The sequence below is a fragment of the Rhizobium sp. Leaf371 genome, from assembly GCF_001424045.1.
Taxonomy (GTDB): Bacteria; Pseudomonadota; Alphaproteobacteria; order Rhizobiales; family Rhizobiaceae; genus Ferranicluibacter.
Window position 1 is genome coordinate 164,038 of record NZ_LMQB01000025.1, and the last position, 16,155, is coordinate 180,192.

Genomic DNA, 16,155 nt, shown 5'->3' on the forward strand with positions numbered 1-16,155 from the left:
ATGTCCTTGCACTAACTTGGGACACAAACTTGAGTTCTGGACATTTTGGTTGAATACCAAAACTTTGCAGAAACAAGACATTCTAACTTTGCGGCTACACCTCTGGATCAGATAATCAACATTATGGAACTGGGCAGCCCCACAATTGCTCTCAACGTTCACCCCGTCGATATGGCTGCATCAAAGCCTGCGGCACGCGGGCGCGGCGGGCGGTGATGGCGAGGGCGGCGATGGAGAGGATGTAGGGAATCATCAGGAAGAGCTGGTATGGAACGACGCCGCCCAGTGCCGTCTGCAGGCGCAATTGGAAGCCGTCGAAGAAGGCGAAGAGAAGCGCGCCGATGAGGGCCCGGCCCGGGTGCCATGACGCGAAGACGACGAGCGCGATGCAGATCCAGCCGCGACCTTGCACCATCGTCGGGAAGAAGCTGTTGAACGCCGAGAGCGTCAGGAAGGCGCCGGCCATGCCCATCAGGGCGCTGCCGGCCATGACGGCGCCGTAGCGGATCGCCATCGGATCGACCCCTTGCGCGTCGGCCGCATGCGGATTTTCACCGGTCATACGGATCGCAAGCCCCAGCGGGGTTCGAAACAGGACATAGGCCATGACGACGGCGATCAGGATCGCGAGATAGGTCGGCGGCGTCTGCGCGAACAGCGCCGGCCCAAGGAACGGGAGATCGCTGAGGCCGGGAATGGCGATCGGCTGGAACGGCTCGATCGTCGGCGGGTTTCCGGCGACCGGCACCAGCAGGCGGAAGAGAAAATAGCTGAGGCTCGAGGCAAACAGGGTGACGCCGAGACCGGAGACGTGCTGGGACAGGCCGAGCGTGACCGTGAGCAGCGCATGCAGGGCACCGAAGACGGCGCCGGCGATGGCGGCAACGATCAGGCCCGTCCAGAGGTCGGCGCCATTGTAGACCGAAAGCCAACCAATCATCGCCCCGAAGGTCATGATGCCTTCGATGCCGAGATTGAGGACGCCTGCCCGCTCGCAGAGCAAGGCGCCGAGCGTACCGAGGATCAGCGGCGTGGCGATGCGCAGCACGGCGGCCCAGAGCCCGGCGGACGCGAGGATGTCGAACACCGCGGTCATCGGCGGATCCTGTACTGGGTGAAGAAGACGGCCACCAGCATGGTGAGCAGCGACAGCGACACGGTGAGGTCCGCGATGTAGCTCGGAATGCCCATGCTGCGGCTCATGCCATCCGCACCGACGAACATCGTCGCGGTGAACAGAGCGGCGAGCACCACGCCGAGCGGATGCAGATTGGCGAGCATGGCGACGACGATGCCGGAATAGCCATAGCCGGGCGAGAGATCGGTCGTCACATAGCCCTTGACGCCCATGACCTCGACCGCGCCGGCGAGCCCCGCAAGACCGCCGGAGATGCAGGCGACGATGACGAGCGTGCGGGCGAGCGGCACGCCGGCAAAGACCGCCGCCTGCGGATTGAGGCCGGCTGCGCGCGACTGCAGGCCGAAGACCGTGCGCGACTGCACGAGGTGCAAGAGAACGGCGAAGACGAGAGCGAGGACGAGCCCGAGATGCAGCCGGGAGCGCGACAGCAGTTTTGGCAGCACGGCGCCGTCCGCGACCGATTGCGACTGCGGCCAACCGAAGGCGGCGGGATCTTTCAGCACCGTATCGATCAGCATGGAGACGAAGAGCACCGCGACGAAATTGAGGAGCAGCGTCGTCACCACTTCATCGACGGAAAAGCGCAGGCGGAGCCAGAGCGGCACGAGCAGCAGAACCATGCCGGCGAGAGCGCCGAGGACGAGCAGTGCCGGGATCTGAAGAATGGCGGGAAGTCCGCCGAGGAGATGGGAACTTGCCGCCGCCACGACGATGCCGCCGAGATAGAGCTGGCCTTCCGCGCCGATATTCCAAAGCCGCGCCCGGAAGGCGACGGCGGCGGCAAGGCCGGTGAGCATCAGCGGCGTGGCCCGCGTCAGCGTTTCCGTGGCGGACAGGCGCGACCCGAAGGCACCCTTCAGAATGCGCCAGTAGGCTTCCCAGACCGGTGCGCCGGCCAGGGCGATCAGCACGCCCGAGATGGCGAGCGCTGCGGCGATCGCGATGATCGGCGTCGCAATCACCAGAGCGACAGGCCGGTGTTCGCGCCGCTCAAACCGCATCTCGTGTCTCCGTCTGCCATTCGCCGGCCATCATCAGACCCAGCCTTCGCCTGTCGGCATCCTCGCTGCGGATCGGCGGCGAAAGCCGACCACCGACGATCGCCTGTATCCGGTCGGCCAGCGCCATCACCTCGTCCAGATCCTCGGACATCAGAAGGACGGCCGTGCCGGCCGCGCGCGCTTCGAGGATCCGTGCATGAACGGCGGCGATGGCCCCTTCGTCCAGCCCTCGCGCGGGCTGTGCGGCGAGGAGAATGCGCGGCCTGTCGATGAGATTGCGGCCGAGGATCAGTTTCTGCATGTTGCCGCCCGAGAGCAGCCGGGTGCGTGTCGTGGGCGTGCCCCCGCGCACGTCGAACTGCTCGATGATATCGCCGGCGAATGTCAGGCCGCCGGAGCGGTCCACGAGGCCGTATTTTGCAAAGCGCGGGAGCCGTTCGAGAACGGCGTTTTCCCAGATGGCCATCTCGCCGATCGCACCGTCTTTGTTTCGATCTTCCGGAATGCGCCCGATGCCGGCTGCGACGACATCCGCGACCGTGAGATGATCGACGGCCTTGCCGAAGAGCAAAAGCTCGCCCGAGGTTCGGGCCAGCGTGCCGGACAGAAACTGCGCCAGCGTCCCCTGCCCGTTACCGGAGACGCCGATGATGCCGAGAACCTCGCCGGCGCGCAGATGGAAATCGACGGCCTTCAGCCGATCGACGCCACCGCTTCGCACGGTCACGCGAACGGCCTCGAGAACCGTTGCGCCCGGCGCCGATGCCTCGCGAACCGGCCGCGCCACGCTGCGCCCGACCATGAGTTCGGCCAGTTCCGATTTGCTGGTTTCCGAGGTCTTTCGATCTGCGACATGCCGGCCGCCGCGCAGGACGACGACGCGGTCGGCCGTCGCCATCACCTCGTCCAGCTTGTGGGAGATGAAGATCAGCGAAAGGCCCTGGCGCGCCATGTCCTTCAGGGTCGAGAACAGCGTCTCGGCCTCCGGCTGCGTTAGCACCGCGGTCGGCTCGTCCAGCACCAGGATGCGGGCATCATTGTAGAGCGCTTTCAGGATCTCCACGCGCTGCTGCTCGCCCACGGAGAGATCCCCGAGCCGTGCATCGGGATCGACGGCGAGACCGAAGCGCTGCGCGATATCGACCAGTTTGGCCCGCGCCTGCCCGCGGCGCGAGCGCGGCGACCACAGGCTTTCCGTTCCCGTGGTCACGTTTTCCAGAACGGTGAGGTTCGGCGCGAGCGAGAAATGCTGGTGCACCATGCCGATTCCGGCGCGGATGGCGGCCCGTGGCTTGCCGGGCGGCAGCGGCGTCCCATCGACCAGCACCTTGCCGCTGTCGGGGACGTAATGTCCGAAGAGAATGCTCATCAGCGTGGTCTTGCCCGCGCCATTCTCGCCGAGAAGTGCCACGATCTCGCCCTTTGCCAGCGAGAGCGAGATGCCGTCATTGGCGAGGTTGGTGCCGAAGCGCTTGCTGACGTCGACGATGTCGAGAACGGGCGCCGTCATGCCGGCAATCCTGCGATGGGAAAGCGATGTGCATAGCGCTGTTCCCGTTCGAGCGACGCGGCCAGTTGCAGGAGGCGCGCCTCCCCGCCCATCGGCGCCATCAGCTGGACCGGAAGAGGCAGGCCGACAGCGTCCGACCCGAACGGCAGCGTGATGGCCGGACATCCCGAGGCATTGGCGAGGGCGGCGAGCGGCGCGAACGCTGCCATGCGCCGGAAATGCAGGTCGATATCGCCATGATCGCTCGGAAAGGACCCAAGGGCCGGCGGCGGGCCTGACAGCATCGGGCAGAGCAGAACGTCGATGTCGTCGAACAGGCGCCAGAGATCGCGGCTGACGAGAACCATGGCATTCAGGCTCTTCCACAGATCGGCCGCCGGGAGGGACAGGCCGCGCGTGATGACGGCCTGCGTCAACGGCTCGGTCCGCCCGGCATCCAGGCCGAAGGCCGTTATTGCCTCGGCAAGGTTTACGCAGACGATGTCGAGAAAAGCCTGCCGGCTTGCGGCGCCGGCCTCGTCCACCGCCGAGAAGGGAACGGTGACGAGCCGGTGCCCCTGCGTTTCGAGCGCCCTGCCCGCCGTCTCCACGATCGCCATGTGCTCGGCATGGGTCGGGTAGAGTGTGCCGGTGTCTGTGAGAACGCCGACCCGCAGCGGTCCCTCGATATGCGGCACAGGTTCGACGGGCGGGAACGGCCCGCGCGCCCGTCCGCTGACGGCGGCGAAAATGCTCGATGCGTCGCGCACCGACCGGCAGACGGCAAGTTCCGTCGCGATGCCGCCGAGATGGTTGCCGAAGCTTGGACCGGCCGGCATCGCGCCGCGGCTGGGCTTGAGGCCGACGAGGCCGCAGCAGGCGGCGGGCACGCGGATGGAACCGCCCGCATCCGTCGCATGGGCGATGGAGACGATGCCGGCGGCCACCGCTGCCGCTGCCCCGCCGGAAGAGCCGCCCGCCGTCCGCGTCGTGTCGAGCGGATTGCGGCAGATCGGGCCGATGGCGGGTTCGCTGGCTAGCGACAGTCCGAATTCCGGGCTCGTGGTCAGGCCGAAGAGGCAGAGGCCGGAGGCGCGAAACCGTTCGGCGAGATCGGAATCCGGGGTGGGCTGGTCCGTATCGCCACGGGCAAGCTGCCTTGATCCTGCAGCGACGGGGAAGCCTGCAAACGGGCCGCCGAGATCCTTGGCGAGCGTCGGCACGCCGGCAAATGGCATGCGCCCACGCACAAGCGAGCTTCCCGGCAAAGCGTCGATCGCTGCTGCCGCGGTGAGACCCCTCTCCGCATTCAAGGACGTGATGGCGCCGAGGCCGGCAAAGGTCTCGGCAGCCGACAGCGACGCCTGCATGGCCTCGCGCGCGGTCAGGCGACCACGGGCGATTGCCTCGGCCAGCGCCGTCGCATCGGCGATGGGGGACACCTATTTCGGCTCGTCGGCAACCTTAGGAACCTCGAAGGTGCCGGCCTTGATCTCGGCGCGCTTGGCCTCCATCGCGGCTTCGGCATCGGCCGGGGCGACGCCCTTCACGAAGACGATATCGCTGCCGCCTTCCTTCATCAAACCGTAGGCGGTGTAGTCGCGGCCGGTGGGCTTGCCGGCGGCGACGTCCGCCAGCGCGGCGTTCAGGATCGGGCGGAAGTTCCACAGCGCATTGGCAAAGACCGTGTCGGGATAGCGCGGCGTGTAGTCCACGAGCGATCCCACGGACTTGATGCCGCGTTCCTTGGCGGCGTCCGCCGTGCCGATGCGCTCGCCGAAGAGAATGTCCGCACCGGCATCGATCTGCGCCAGACCGGCCTCGCGCGCCTTCGGCGGATCGAAGAAGGTGCCGATGAAGGTGACCAGGTGCTTGGCATCCGGATTCACCGCCTTCACGCCGGCGGCAAAGGCGTTGATCAGCATGTTGACCTCGGGGATCGGCATCGCGCCGACCGAGCCGACCACGTTCGATTTCGTCATCTTGCCGGCAAGCATGCCGGCGAGATAGGCGCCGTCAAAATTCCAGGTGCCGAACACGCCAAAATTGTCACCGGCTTCCTTGCCGCTGGAGCCCATGACGAAGGCCGTATCCGGATAGTCGGCCGCGACTTCACGGGCCTGTTTTTCGACCGGAAAGGTTTCGCCAATGATGAGTTTTGCCCCCTGTTCCGCATATTCCCGCATGGCGCGGGGATAGTCCGTGCCGGAGACCCCTTCCGAGAAGACATATTCGATGATGCCGTCCTTGGCGGCGTCCTGCATCGCCTTGTGCAGCACGGAGTTCCACGCATTTTCGACCGGAGACCCGTGGATGCCGGCGACCTTTACCGGCGTGGCCGCACGCAGGGCGGGGGCGAAGGCGCTTGCGCCCAAGGCCATTCCCGATGCCAGAACGGCGCGGCGCGACATCAAGAACTGTTTGGTCATCTGAGATCCCCGTTTTTTTGATCGATTGGTTCAATTTCTATGAGCGGCCTAAAAATGTGTCAAGCGGATAGCAAGGTCAGAAAATAAGCATGCACAGGTCTTCGTAAGGTGCATGCGACGGCGAAAAATGCCATGCTCACGTCTGACATTCAACCGCTGTCACCATCGATCAGCGCCATCGGCCAGAGCTGGCGATGGGCGGCGTTCGGATAGAGGGCGGCATAGGCGGGCATGCTGGCAAGGAGCGTTTCGGCGAGCGAGATGCCGAGATCGCGAAGCGACAGGTCGAAGCAGGTCAGGCGTGGCGAGAGATAGCGAGCCTGCGGGCTGTGGAGGCCGATGACGGCGATATCCTTGCCGGGCGTGAGACCGGCGGCTTCCAAACCATGGAACAGGCCGGTGACGCTGCCATCGTTCAGCACGACGATGGCCGAGGGGCGGTTGGGATGGCGTGCGAGGTCCTGCCCGACGCGATAGCCGCCAGCTTCGTTGGGCGATGCGGTGAAGATCAGGCCTTCCTCCAAGGCCAGCCCGTGTTCGGCCAGCACCGTGCGGCAACGCTCCAGAAAGACATGGCCGAGATTGAGGTCGTCATGCGGGCGGAGCACCGCGATGCGACGGTGGCCGCGCTGCGCCAGCCGCGTCATCACCGTCGTCGCCATGCCTTCGAAATCGAGATCGATGAAGGGCTGCCCGACATCGGTAAGGCTGCGGCCGAGGGAGACGAAGGGGATCTTGCGTCGGTCGAGCAGGGCGAAGCGCTCGTCGATCCGCCGCGTCGCCGACAGCATGATGCCATCGGCAAAGCCGCGCGCCACCACCCGCTCGAGATAGGCATCCGGATCCTCCTCCGAGGAGCAGAGCAGCGCGACCAGATCCAGCCCGTGTCGGGCAAACACCGTCTGCACGCCATCGAATACGCTCATGAAGAAGGTATCGCCCTCCCCCGTGATCTCATGGCCGGTCTGCATCATGAAGCCGATGACGCCGGTCGAGCCTTTGCGCAGCGCCCGGCCGGACTGATTGGCGACGTAGCCGAGCCGCTCGGCCGCTTCGAGAACCCGCCGCCGCGTCTCTTCGTTGACGTCCTTCTTCCCGTTCAGCGCACGCGAAACCGTACCGATCGAGATCTCCAGATGTTCGGCCAACTGCCGTATGCCCTTCACCACCACCGTCATCAATCCTTCGCTTTCGACAAATCCTATTGACACGAACCCTCTTCTGTCCATAGTCTCGTAAACGTTTACGGCGATCGAAAGAGGAGTTTCGATCCCGTTCGGGAGGACTTCAGTGACAGCATACAGAGCCGTTTTATGCGGGTGCGGAGCTATGGCCAAAGGCTGGCTGAAGGCGCTTGCCGCAGACCCGCTTCTCCGCAGCCGCATCGAGATCGTCGGCCTGGTCGATCTCGATCGCGCCACGGCGGAAGCGCTCGCCCGCGAGTTCGGCCTCTGCGATGCCGCGATCGGAACCGACCTGCCCTCGATGCTGGAAGCGACGCAGCCGCAGATCGTCTTCGACGTCGTCATTCCCGCAGCCCGCCGCGCCGTCGTCTCCGCCGCGCTCGCACAGGGATGCCACGTGCTGAGCGAAAAGCCGATGGCGACCTCGCTCGACGAGGCCCGCGAGCTTCTCGATCTCGCCCGAAAGGCCGGCCGTCTCCACGCCATCGTCCAGAACCGCCGTTTCATCTCCGGCGTGCGGCGCATGAAGCGGCTCGTGGAGAGCGGCGCGATCGGCGCGCTGACGGCGGTCCATTGCGACTTCTTCCTCGCCCCGCATTTCGGCGGCTTTCGCGACCAGATGCAGAACGTGCTGCTGCTCGACATGGCAATCCACACCTTCGATGCCGCCCGCTTCGTGTCCGGCAAAGTGCCACTGTCGGTCTATTGCGTGGAAACCAACCCCGTGGGCTCGTGGTATGCGCATGGCGCTGCGGCCAATGCCGTCTTCAAGCTGTCGGACGATGCCGTCTTCACCTATCGCGGTTCCTGGTGCGCGGAAGGCCGACGCACGAGCTGGGAGAGCGAATGGCGGTTGGTCGGTTCGAAGGGCATGATGACCTGGGACGGCGAGGACATGTTCGATGTCACGGTTTCCGGTCACGAGCTCGGCCTTCTCCACGGCGCCCGCGCCCTGCCGATGCCGGACGCCGCCGACGCAGCGGAAACGCTCGGGCATACCAGCGTCCTCCTCGATTTCATCCGCGCGATCGAGACCGGCGGCGAGCCGGAGACGATCGGGCACGACAATATCAAGAGCCTCTCCATGGTGTTCGGTGCCATCGAGAGCGCCCGGACCGGCCTTGCCGTCGATCTTTCAGCAGAAGGACAAAAGTCTTGAACAATCCCGCAAATTCCATCCGCGTCGGCACCATGATCAGCGCGAGCGCCGGACAGGCGGCCACCCGCATCGGGCAGATCGCCGATCTCGGCTTCGAAAGCTTCGAGCCCTTCTTCTGGCAGACCACCAACGGGCAGGATCTGGCAGACCTCGGCAAGCGCTGCCGCGAGGCGATCGGGGATCGCGACATCACGATCTCCACCATCGGCATGTTCGGCAATCCGCTGGAGGAGCAGGACCTCGACCTGCAGACGCTGCAGGGATGGAAGGACTGCATCGACAATGCCCATCACTTCGGCGCCACCTGCGTTGCCGGTTTCACCGGCCGCGTTCGCGACAAGCCCCTGCCCGAGAGCCTGCCGCGCTACCGCGAGATCTGGAGCGAGCTTGCCCGCCGCGCCGCCGACAAGGGCGTGAAGATCGCCTTCGAGAATTGCGCCATGGACGGCAACTGGCAGAGCGGCGACTGGAACATCGCTCACAACCCGGATGCCTGGGAGCTGATGTTCAACGAGACCCCGGACGACAATATCGGGCTCGAATGGGAGCCCTGCCACCAGATGGTCTACCTGATCGACCCGCTGCCGCAGATCCGCAAATGGGCATCCAAGATCTTCCACGTTCACGGCAAGGACGCGACGATCCGCTGGGATGTCATCCGCGAGCATGGCATCTTCGGCAAGGAAAAGTTCGTGCTCATGCGCACGCCGGGCTTCGGCGACAGCAACTGGACCGACATCATCTCGGAACTGCGCCTCGCCGGCTGGTCCGGTTCGATCGACATCGAGGGCTGGCACGATCCGGTCTATCGCGACGCGCTGGAAATGACCGGGCAGGTGCACGGCCTGAACTATCTTAAGACATGCCGGGGCGGAACTTTCGTGACCGACCCGCAGTGAGACGGCCGGGCGCCATGGAGGATGGCGCCCGGAGGAAAACCCGTAAACCAAGGAGGAGAACATGACCATGAAGACCTGGCTTGCCGCCGGTGCGCTCGCACTGGCCACCGCTTCCACGTTCGTGCCCGTCGCGCACGCCGAAGACGTGAAGATCACCGTCTGGACGCTCGACCGCGATATCCAGCCGGCACCGAACCTCATCAAGGATTTCAACGCGCTGAAGAACGGCATTACGGTCGAACATCGCCAGATCCAGTTCGACGACGTTGTCAGCGAGGCCATGCGCGCCTATTCGACCGGTCAGGCGCCCGACATCATCGCGATCGACAATCCGGAGCACGCGCTCTTCTCGTCGCGCGGCGCCTTTCTCGACCTGAGCGACAAGATCGCTGCCTCGACCGTGGTCAAGACCGAGAACTATTTTCCCGGCCCGCTCGCCTCCGTCATGTGGGACGGCAAGTATTTCGGCATTCCGAAGGCCACGAACACGATCGCGCTCTACTACAACAAGGACATGTTCAAGGCGAAAGGTCTCGATCCCGACAAGCCGCCGCAGACATGGGCGGAGCTGCTCGATGCCGCGCGCAAGCTGAACGATCCGGCCAAGAACGTCTATGGCCTGGCCTTCTCGGCAAAGGCCAACGAGGAAGGCACCTTCCAGTTCCTGCCCTGGGCGCAGATGGGCGGCGCCTCCTATGAAACGATCAATGCGCCGGGTGCCGTGAAGGCGCTCGAAACCTGGAAGACCATCATGGACGAGAAGCTCGCCTCGCCCGACACGCTGACGCGCGGCCAGTGGGATTCCACCGGCACCTTCAATTCCGGCAATGCCGCCATGGTCATCTCCGGTCCGTGGGAGCTCGACCGCATGAGCACCGAGGCGAAGTTCGACTGGGCCGTGACCCTGCTTCCCGTGCCGGAAGCCGGCGCCGAGCGCTCCTCCGCCATGGGCGATTTCAACTGGGCGATCTTCTCGACCACACAGCATCCGGACGAAGCCTTCAAGGTGCTCGAATATTTCGCCTCGCAGGACGACCGGATGTTCAAGGACTTCGGCCAGCTGCCCGCCCGCTCCGATATCGCCATTCCTCCGACCGGCAACGACAAGAAGGATGCGGCGCTGAAGGTGTTCGTGGAGCAGCTGAAATATGCCAAGCCGCGCGGCCCTCATCCGGAATGGCCGAAAATCTCCAAGGCCATCCAGAATGCCATCCAGGCCGCGCTGACCGGGCAGATGAGTGCGCAGGACGCGCTCGACCAGGCGGCAGAGAAAATCAAGTCGGTTCTCGGCTAAACGGGCTTCCTCCCGGAGAGCATGGTGACCGGAGGAGGTCCAAGGTCCGCTTGCCTCCTCCGGTGCCGTGTTCGGGCACCGCCTGCACCCTGTCCAACCTCATTCCGACGCATGACCACCGCGGGACCGCGCCCCGTTGCCCGGAAAAGCTCTGATGGGAGCGACGATGAAACGCATCTTCTCCAGTCTTGCGGACGGAAAAGGCTTCGATATCGCCTTGATCGTCTTCCCCTTCGCCTTCCTGTTCGTGATGGCGGGTCTGCCGCTTGTCTATAACGTCATCATGAGCTTCCAGGAGGTCGACATGTTCAGCCTCGGTTCCTTCGCGCGGCCCTTCGTCGGTTTCAAGAACTACGTGACGCTGTTCTCGCAGCCGGAGACCTGGCCGATCCTCAAGAACACCGCGATCTTCGTCTGTGCCTCGATCGCCGGTCAGTTCGTCGTCGGCTTCGGGCTCGCGCTGTTCTTCTGGACCAATTTTCCCGGCGCCTCGTGGCTGCGCGGCCTGTTTCTCGTCTCCTGGGTCATGCCCGGCCTCGTGGTCGGCGCCATCTGGAACTGGATTCTCTCCGGCGATTTCGGCGTTCTCAACTACCTCCTGAACACGCTCGGCATCATCGACGGCAACATTTTCTGGCGTTCCGATCCGGCCTATGCGCTCTGGGCCGTCATTATCGCCAATATCTGGCTCGGCACCTCGTTCAACATGATCCTCCTGTCGGTCGGCCTTTCCGCCATTCCGAAAGACCTGTTCGAGGCGGCGGAACTCGACGGCGCCAATGCCATCCAGCGATTTACGACGATCACCCTGCCGATGATGCGCTCGACCATCGGTGCCGTCATCTCCCTCGGGCTGATCTTTACCCTGCAGCAATTCGACCTGTTCGCAGCCATCACTTCCGGCGGGCCGAACAATGCCTCCAACGTCACCCAGTACTGGGCGTGGGAGCTGTCGTTCCGGCAATACGACTTCGCGCAGGGCGCGACCATTTCGGTGGTCATGATCGTCTTCGTGATGATCGCGTCCATCGTCTATGTCAGGTCCACACGGCACGAGGTGCGCGGATGAGCGACGTGTCGAAACACCGGCTGATGCTGGCGATCGCCTGCATCCTCGCGGCCGTCTATCTCTTTCCGCTCTACTGGATGTACGTCACGTCGCTGAAAAGCGGTTCGGCGATGTTTGCAACGCCGCCCGGCCTGTTCCCGGTCGATCCGCAGTGGAGCGTCTACAGCTATGTCTGGGAATCCCGGGACATGGGTCGCTACATGTGGAATTCGCTGGTGATCGCTGCCGGCTCGGTCGCGCTCATCGTGCTTCTCGGCACGGGCTGTTCCTATGTGCTGGCCCGATACCGCAGCCGCTGGGTCGATGTCGGCCTGTTTCTCATCCTCATGCTGCAGGTTCTGCCGGCCTCGCTGCTGATCACCCCGATCTTCGTCGGCTTTTCCCAGCTCGGTTTGCTGAACACCCCGCGAACCGCCGTCATCATCGCCATCGCGGCAAAGAGCATGCCGTTCTACGTGGTGCTTGTGCGCTCGACCTTCATGAGCGTGCCGATGGAGCTCGAGGAAGCCGCGCTCGTCGATGGCAATTCGCGCGTCGGTGCGTTCTTCAACATCGTGCTGCCGCTCGCCCGCAACGGCATTCTCGTCAGCGGCATCCTCATCTTCATGCAGGCCTTCGGCGAGTTCGTCTATTCCAAGTCGATGATCCAGAACATCGAGCTCCAGCCGGCCAGCGTCGGGCTCAATTCCTTCATGGGGCCGAACACCAACGAGTGGAACAACATCCTGGCGTTTGCCTCGATGTATGTGACGCCGATCCTGGCCATCTTCGTCCTGCTTCAGCGCCGCATCGTCTCCGGCCTCACCTCGGGAGCCCTCAAATGAGCAACCAGACCGACCTGCAGATCGCGTTGACAGCCGTCAACAAGCATTATGGCGCCTATCACGCCCTGAAGAATATCGACCTGCGCATCGCGAAGGGCTCGTTCGTCGCGCTTGTCGGCCCGTCCGGCTGCGGCAAGTCCACGCTGCTGCGCTCCATGGCAGGGTTAGAGTCCATCACCAGCGGTGACCTCTTCATCGCCGGCGAGCGAATGAACAACGTGCCGCCGCGCAAGCGCGATCTTGCCATGGTCTTCCAGTCCTATGCGCTCTACCCGCACATGACGGTGGAGGAGAACCTGACCTACAGCCTGCGCATTCGCGGCGTGAAGAAGGCCGAGGCGAAGAAGGCGGCCGAGGACGTCGCGGCCACCACCGGTCTTTCCGGCCTCATGGGTCGCTATCCGCGCGAACTCTCCGGCGGCCAGCGCCAGCGCGTCGCCATGAGCCGCGCCATCATCCGCCATCCCAAGGCGTTCCTGTTCGACGAGCCGCTCTCCAATCTCGATGCGGCCCTGCGTGTCCACATGCGCAAGGAGATCCGCGCGCTGCACGACCGGCTGGGCGCCACCTCCGTCTACGTCACGCACGACCAGATCGAGGCGATGACCATGGCCGACCATGTCGTGGTGATGCGTCAGGGCATCATCGAGCAGCAGGGTGCGCCGCTCGATCTCTACGACCGACCCGTCAACCGCTTCGTCGCCGGTTTCATCGGTTCGCCGGCCATGAACTTCGTGCCGGCGGTCGCCGGCGACGACGGGCGGTCGCTGCTGCTCGATCTCGGCGACGGGCAGAGGCTTGCCCTCGATCGCCCGATCGCCGCCGGCCGGCCGCTGATCGCGGGCCTTCGACCGGAGCATCTGGTGATCGATCCGACCGGCGCGGGCCCGATCCGGCTTCGGGTCGCCGCCGTCGAAAGCACGGGCTCCAGCAGCTACATCACCACCGCCAGCAAGCCGGAGATCGTCCTCGTCACCAATGGCCGCAGCCCGGTCGCGCCCGGGGACATGATCACAATCGGTATCGCTCCGCAGCACGTTCACGTCTTCGACGCGGAAACCGAGGCCCGCATCGAGATGCTGACAGGATGATGCGACAACGAGGGAAGCGATAAGACTCCGTAAAGCACGCCGAGCGACTTCCGTGAATTGCGAGGCTTTCAGGCGTGAAGTGAAAACCTTTCAGGGCTCAAGAGAAGGAGGACCGCCACATCTAGGGTAATTTATTAGAAGATGCTCACTAGGCTGCGGCATAAAGGAGATCTCACGCCATGATCGGCTGGGTGAAACGCCAGATACTCGCCTTCTGCGCAACCAACGCCTTCGCGTCGCGTCGCGATGTGTTTTCGATCGCCATGCGCTCCGCCGTCGGTGTCATCTTCGTCGGCGATATCCTGAATGTGATCGGACATGTGGTCCTCGATCGGTTCGGCCTGCTGCCCTACCCGCTCGTGCCGGCGGCCACCGTCGGCGCGCTGATCACCACCCTGCTCGGCATACCGCTGATCTTCACCGTCCTCTATATCGTCGGTCTCGCGATCCACGACCTCTCGATCTCCCGCGCACGCTTCGAGGAACTGAGCCGGACCGACCAGCTGTCTGGCCTCCTCAACCGCCGCGCCTTCCTCGATGCCTATGCGCACCATCGAGGCCCCGCGTCCCTCGTCATTTTCGACATCGACCGCTTCAAGGCGCTGAACGACAGCTTTGGACATGAGGCCGGCGATCGGGCGATCGTGTCGGTCGCCGCCGTTCTCAAGGCGATTTTCCAGACGCCGCACGTGGTTGCCCGGATTGGCGGCGAAGAATTCGCGGTGCTCGTCACAGGCATGCACGACGCGGATCGCCTGGCCCTTGCCGGAGCAGCCGTGAGCCGTATCGCGGGCACCGTTATCGACCTTGGCGATGTCGATACGGTCGTTACGGTCTCTGCAGGGGTCGCGGAGTTTGCGCAGCACACAGAGTTCGCGCAGCTCTTTGCAGCAGCCGACAAGGCCCTCTATCTCGCCAAGTCGTCCGGCCGAAACCAGGTTCTGCACGAGACCGAAATCCCCGAGCCGATCCGCAGGGGTTCCAGCCACCATTCTCCGGTGCACTCGGTCCAGTCGGCGTAACCGGGCCCGCGAGTCTAACGCTCCCTGTTACATCGTGGCGCCCAGCTGCCAGGGAACGAATTCGTTTGCGCCATAGCCGAGCTCCTCGGACTTGGAGCGCTCGCCGGAGGCAACGCGCAGGACGGTCTGAAAGATCTCGCGACCCTTTTCCTCGATCGAAACGCCTTCGAGGACGTCCCCGCAATTGATGTCCATGTCCTCTTCCATGCGGCGGTAGAGATCGGAATTGGTGGCAAGCTTGATCGACGGAGTCGGCTTGCAGCCATAGGCCGAACCGCGGCCGGTGGTGAAGGCGATGACATTGGCGCCACCTGCCACCTGCCCGGTGGCGGCGACCGGATCGTAGCCCGGCGTGTCCATGTAGACGAACCCCTTGCGATCGATCCGTTCGGCATAGCCGTAGACGCCGCGCAGGGTCGACGTGCCGCCCTTGGCGACGGCGCCGAGCGACTTTTCGAGGATCGTGGTCAACCCGCCTGCCTTGTTGCCGGGCGAAGGATTATTGTTGAGCTCGCCACCGGCCCGCGCCGCATATTCCGTCCACCAATCGATCAGATCGACGATCTTCCGGCCGACCGCCTCGCTTTCCGCCCGCCGCGTGAGCAGGTGCTCTGCGCCGAAGATTTCGGGCGTTTCGGAGAGGATGGCCGTGCCGCCCTGCCGCACGAGCTGATCCACCGCCGCGCCGAGCGCCGGATTTGCCGTGAGGCCGGAATAGCCATCGGAACCGCCGCACTGGAGCGCGAGCGTGATTTCGGACGCAGCGACGGTTTCGCGACGCGCCTTTGCGGCAACCGGCAGGAGATCGCGGACGCGTGCCACACCGGCCTCGATCGAGCGGCGTGTGCCCCCGGTTTCCTGGATCGTCAGGCTCTGGAAATGATCGCCCTCGACGATCCCATATTGCTGCTTCAGGCGCGGAATCTGAAAGACTTCGCAGCCAAGGCCGACGAGCAGGACGGCCGCGAGATTGGGATGCGTGGCATAGCCCCACTGGGTGCGTGCAAGGATGTCGTACCCCTCGCCCGTGGAGGCCATGCCGCAGCCGGTGCCGTGGGTGAACGGGATGACGCCGTCGATCTCCGGATAATCCCGGAGAATGCCGGAGCGTTCCACCGCCTCGGCAATGAAGCCGGCGACGGTGGCGGAACAGTTCACCGACGACAGGATGCCGATATAGTTGCGCGTGCCGACGCGCCCGTCCGGGCGGCGAAAGCCCTGGAATGTCTCCGGCACCTCGCCCGCCAAGAGGCCGCCGTCGGGGCGAGCCTCGGTGGCAAAGGCGTAGTCGCGAGCGAAATCATGGATCGCCACATTGTGCTCGTGCACCCAGTCGCCCGGGGCGATCGCGGCCGCGGCGAAGCCGATGATCTGGCCGAACTTGCGGATCGGCTCGCCTTCGGCGATCGGCACGAGCGCGATCTTGTGCCCCTTGCCCACCGCGCTGCGCGCCGCCACGCCGTTTGGCAGACGGTCGCCCTTCGACACGCGGTCGATGGCGATGACCACGTTGTCGGCATCGTTGAGGCGCAGGACACGGGGCGTCGGCATGG

Annotated in this window: 14 protein-coding genes; 7 read left to right on the forward strand and 7 right to left on the reverse strand. The window is 64.5% G+C overall.

Going from position 1 to position 16,155, the window contains the following annotated elements:
- Positions 1-151: 151 nt before the first annotated feature.
- From ASG39_RS16910 to ASG39_RS16935, 6 genes are all read right to left on the reverse strand, one after another.
- On the reverse strand, positions 152-1,096 hold the full coding sequence (locus ASG39_RS16910; RefSeq protein WP_062596145.1) for an ABC transporter permease: 945 nt from the start codon (positions 1,094-1,096) through the stop codon (positions 152-154).
- Entirely contained in the window at positions 1,093-2,142 is a 1,050-nt protein-coding gene (locus ASG39_RS16915) for an ABC transporter permease (protein WP_062596146.1), read from the reverse strand. Before ASG39_RS16915 ends, ASG39_RS16910 begins: the two co-directional genes overlap by 4 nt.
- On the reverse strand, positions 2,132-3,652 hold the full coding sequence (locus ASG39_RS16920) for an ABC transporter ATP-binding protein (protein WP_062596147.1): 1,521 nt from the start codon (positions 3,650-3,652) through the stop codon (positions 2,132-2,134). The genes ASG39_RS16915 and ASG39_RS16920 overlap by 11 nt, the downstream gene beginning before the upstream one ends.
- Entirely contained in the window at positions 3,649-5,073 is a 1,425-nt protein-coding gene (locus tag ASG39_RS16925) for an amidase (RefSeq protein WP_062596148.1), read from the reverse strand. The genes ASG39_RS16920 and ASG39_RS16925 overlap by 4 nt, the downstream gene beginning before the upstream one ends.
- On the reverse strand, positions 5,074-6,060 hold the full coding sequence (locus ASG39_RS16930) for a BMP family protein (protein WP_062596149.1): 987 nt from the start codon (positions 6,058-6,060) through the stop codon (positions 5,074-5,076).
- A 149-nt stretch (positions 6,061-6,209) separates the two neighbouring features.
- Positions 6,210-7,226, reverse strand: coding sequence for a LacI family DNA-binding transcriptional regulator (locus ASG39_RS16935; protein WP_062596234.1), 1,017 nt, complete (start codon positions 7,224-7,226; stop codon positions 6,210-6,212).
- 124 nt (positions 7,227-7,350) lie between these two features.
- Between ASG39_RS16935 and ASG39_RS16940 the strand changes: the two genes are divergently transcribed.
- The 7 genes from ASG39_RS16940 to ASG39_RS16970 all read left to right on the forward strand — a co-directional run bounded on the left by ASG39_RS16940 (position 7,351) and on the right by ASG39_RS16970 (position 14,602).
- Positions 7,351-8,403, forward strand: a complete 1,053-nt coding sequence (locus tag ASG39_RS16940) for a Gfo/Idh/MocA family oxidoreductase (protein WP_277995973.1) — start codon at positions 7,351-7,353, stop codon at positions 8,401-8,403.
- Positions 8,400-9,302, forward strand: coding sequence for a sugar phosphate isomerase/epimerase (locus ASG39_RS16945; protein WP_062596151.1), 903 nt, complete (start codon positions 8,400-8,402; stop codon positions 9,300-9,302). The genes ASG39_RS16940 and ASG39_RS16945 overlap by 4 nt, the downstream gene beginning before the upstream one ends.
- Positions 9,303-9,363: 61 nt before the next feature.
- Entirely contained in the window at positions 9,364-10,596 is a 1,233-nt protein-coding gene (locus tag ASG39_RS16950; protein ID WP_062596152.1) for a sugar ABC transporter substrate-binding protein, read from the forward strand.
- Between the two features lie 166 nt (positions 10,597-10,762).
- Positions 10,763-11,665 (forward strand): sugar ABC transporter permease, encoded by a 903-nt coding sequence (locus tag ASG39_RS16955; protein ID WP_062596235.1) that lies wholly within the window; start codon positions 10,763-10,765, stop codon positions 11,663-11,665.
- Positions 11,662-12,489: a carbohydrate ABC transporter permease gene (locus tag ASG39_RS16960; protein WP_062596153.1), complete on the forward strand. Its 828-nt coding sequence runs from the start codon at positions 11,662-11,664 to the stop codon at positions 12,487-12,489. The genes ASG39_RS16955 and ASG39_RS16960 overlap by 4 nt, the downstream gene beginning before the upstream one ends.
- A complete protein-coding gene (ugpC, locus tag ASG39_RS16965; protein ID WP_062596154.1) occupies positions 12,486-13,580 on the forward strand; it encodes a sn-glycerol-3-phosphate ABC transporter ATP-binding protein UgpC in 1,095 nt (364 codons plus the stop codon). The genes ASG39_RS16960 and ugpC overlap by 4 nt, the downstream gene beginning before the upstream one ends.
- A 179-nt stretch (positions 13,581-13,759) precedes the next feature.
- Positions 13,760-14,602: a GGDEF domain-containing protein gene (locus tag ASG39_RS16970; RefSeq protein ID WP_062596155.1), complete on the forward strand. Its 843-nt coding sequence runs from the start codon at positions 13,760-13,762 to the stop codon at positions 14,600-14,602.
- Between the two features lie 27 nt (positions 14,603-14,629).
- Here the strand turns inward: ASG39_RS16970 and ASG39_RS16975 are convergent, their stop codons facing one another.
- A complete protein-coding gene (locus tag ASG39_RS16975) occupies positions 14,630-16,153 on the reverse strand; it encodes an altronate dehydratase family protein (protein ID WP_062596156.1) in 1,524 nt (507 codons plus the stop codon).
- Positions 16,154-16,155: the final 2 nt, after the last annotated feature.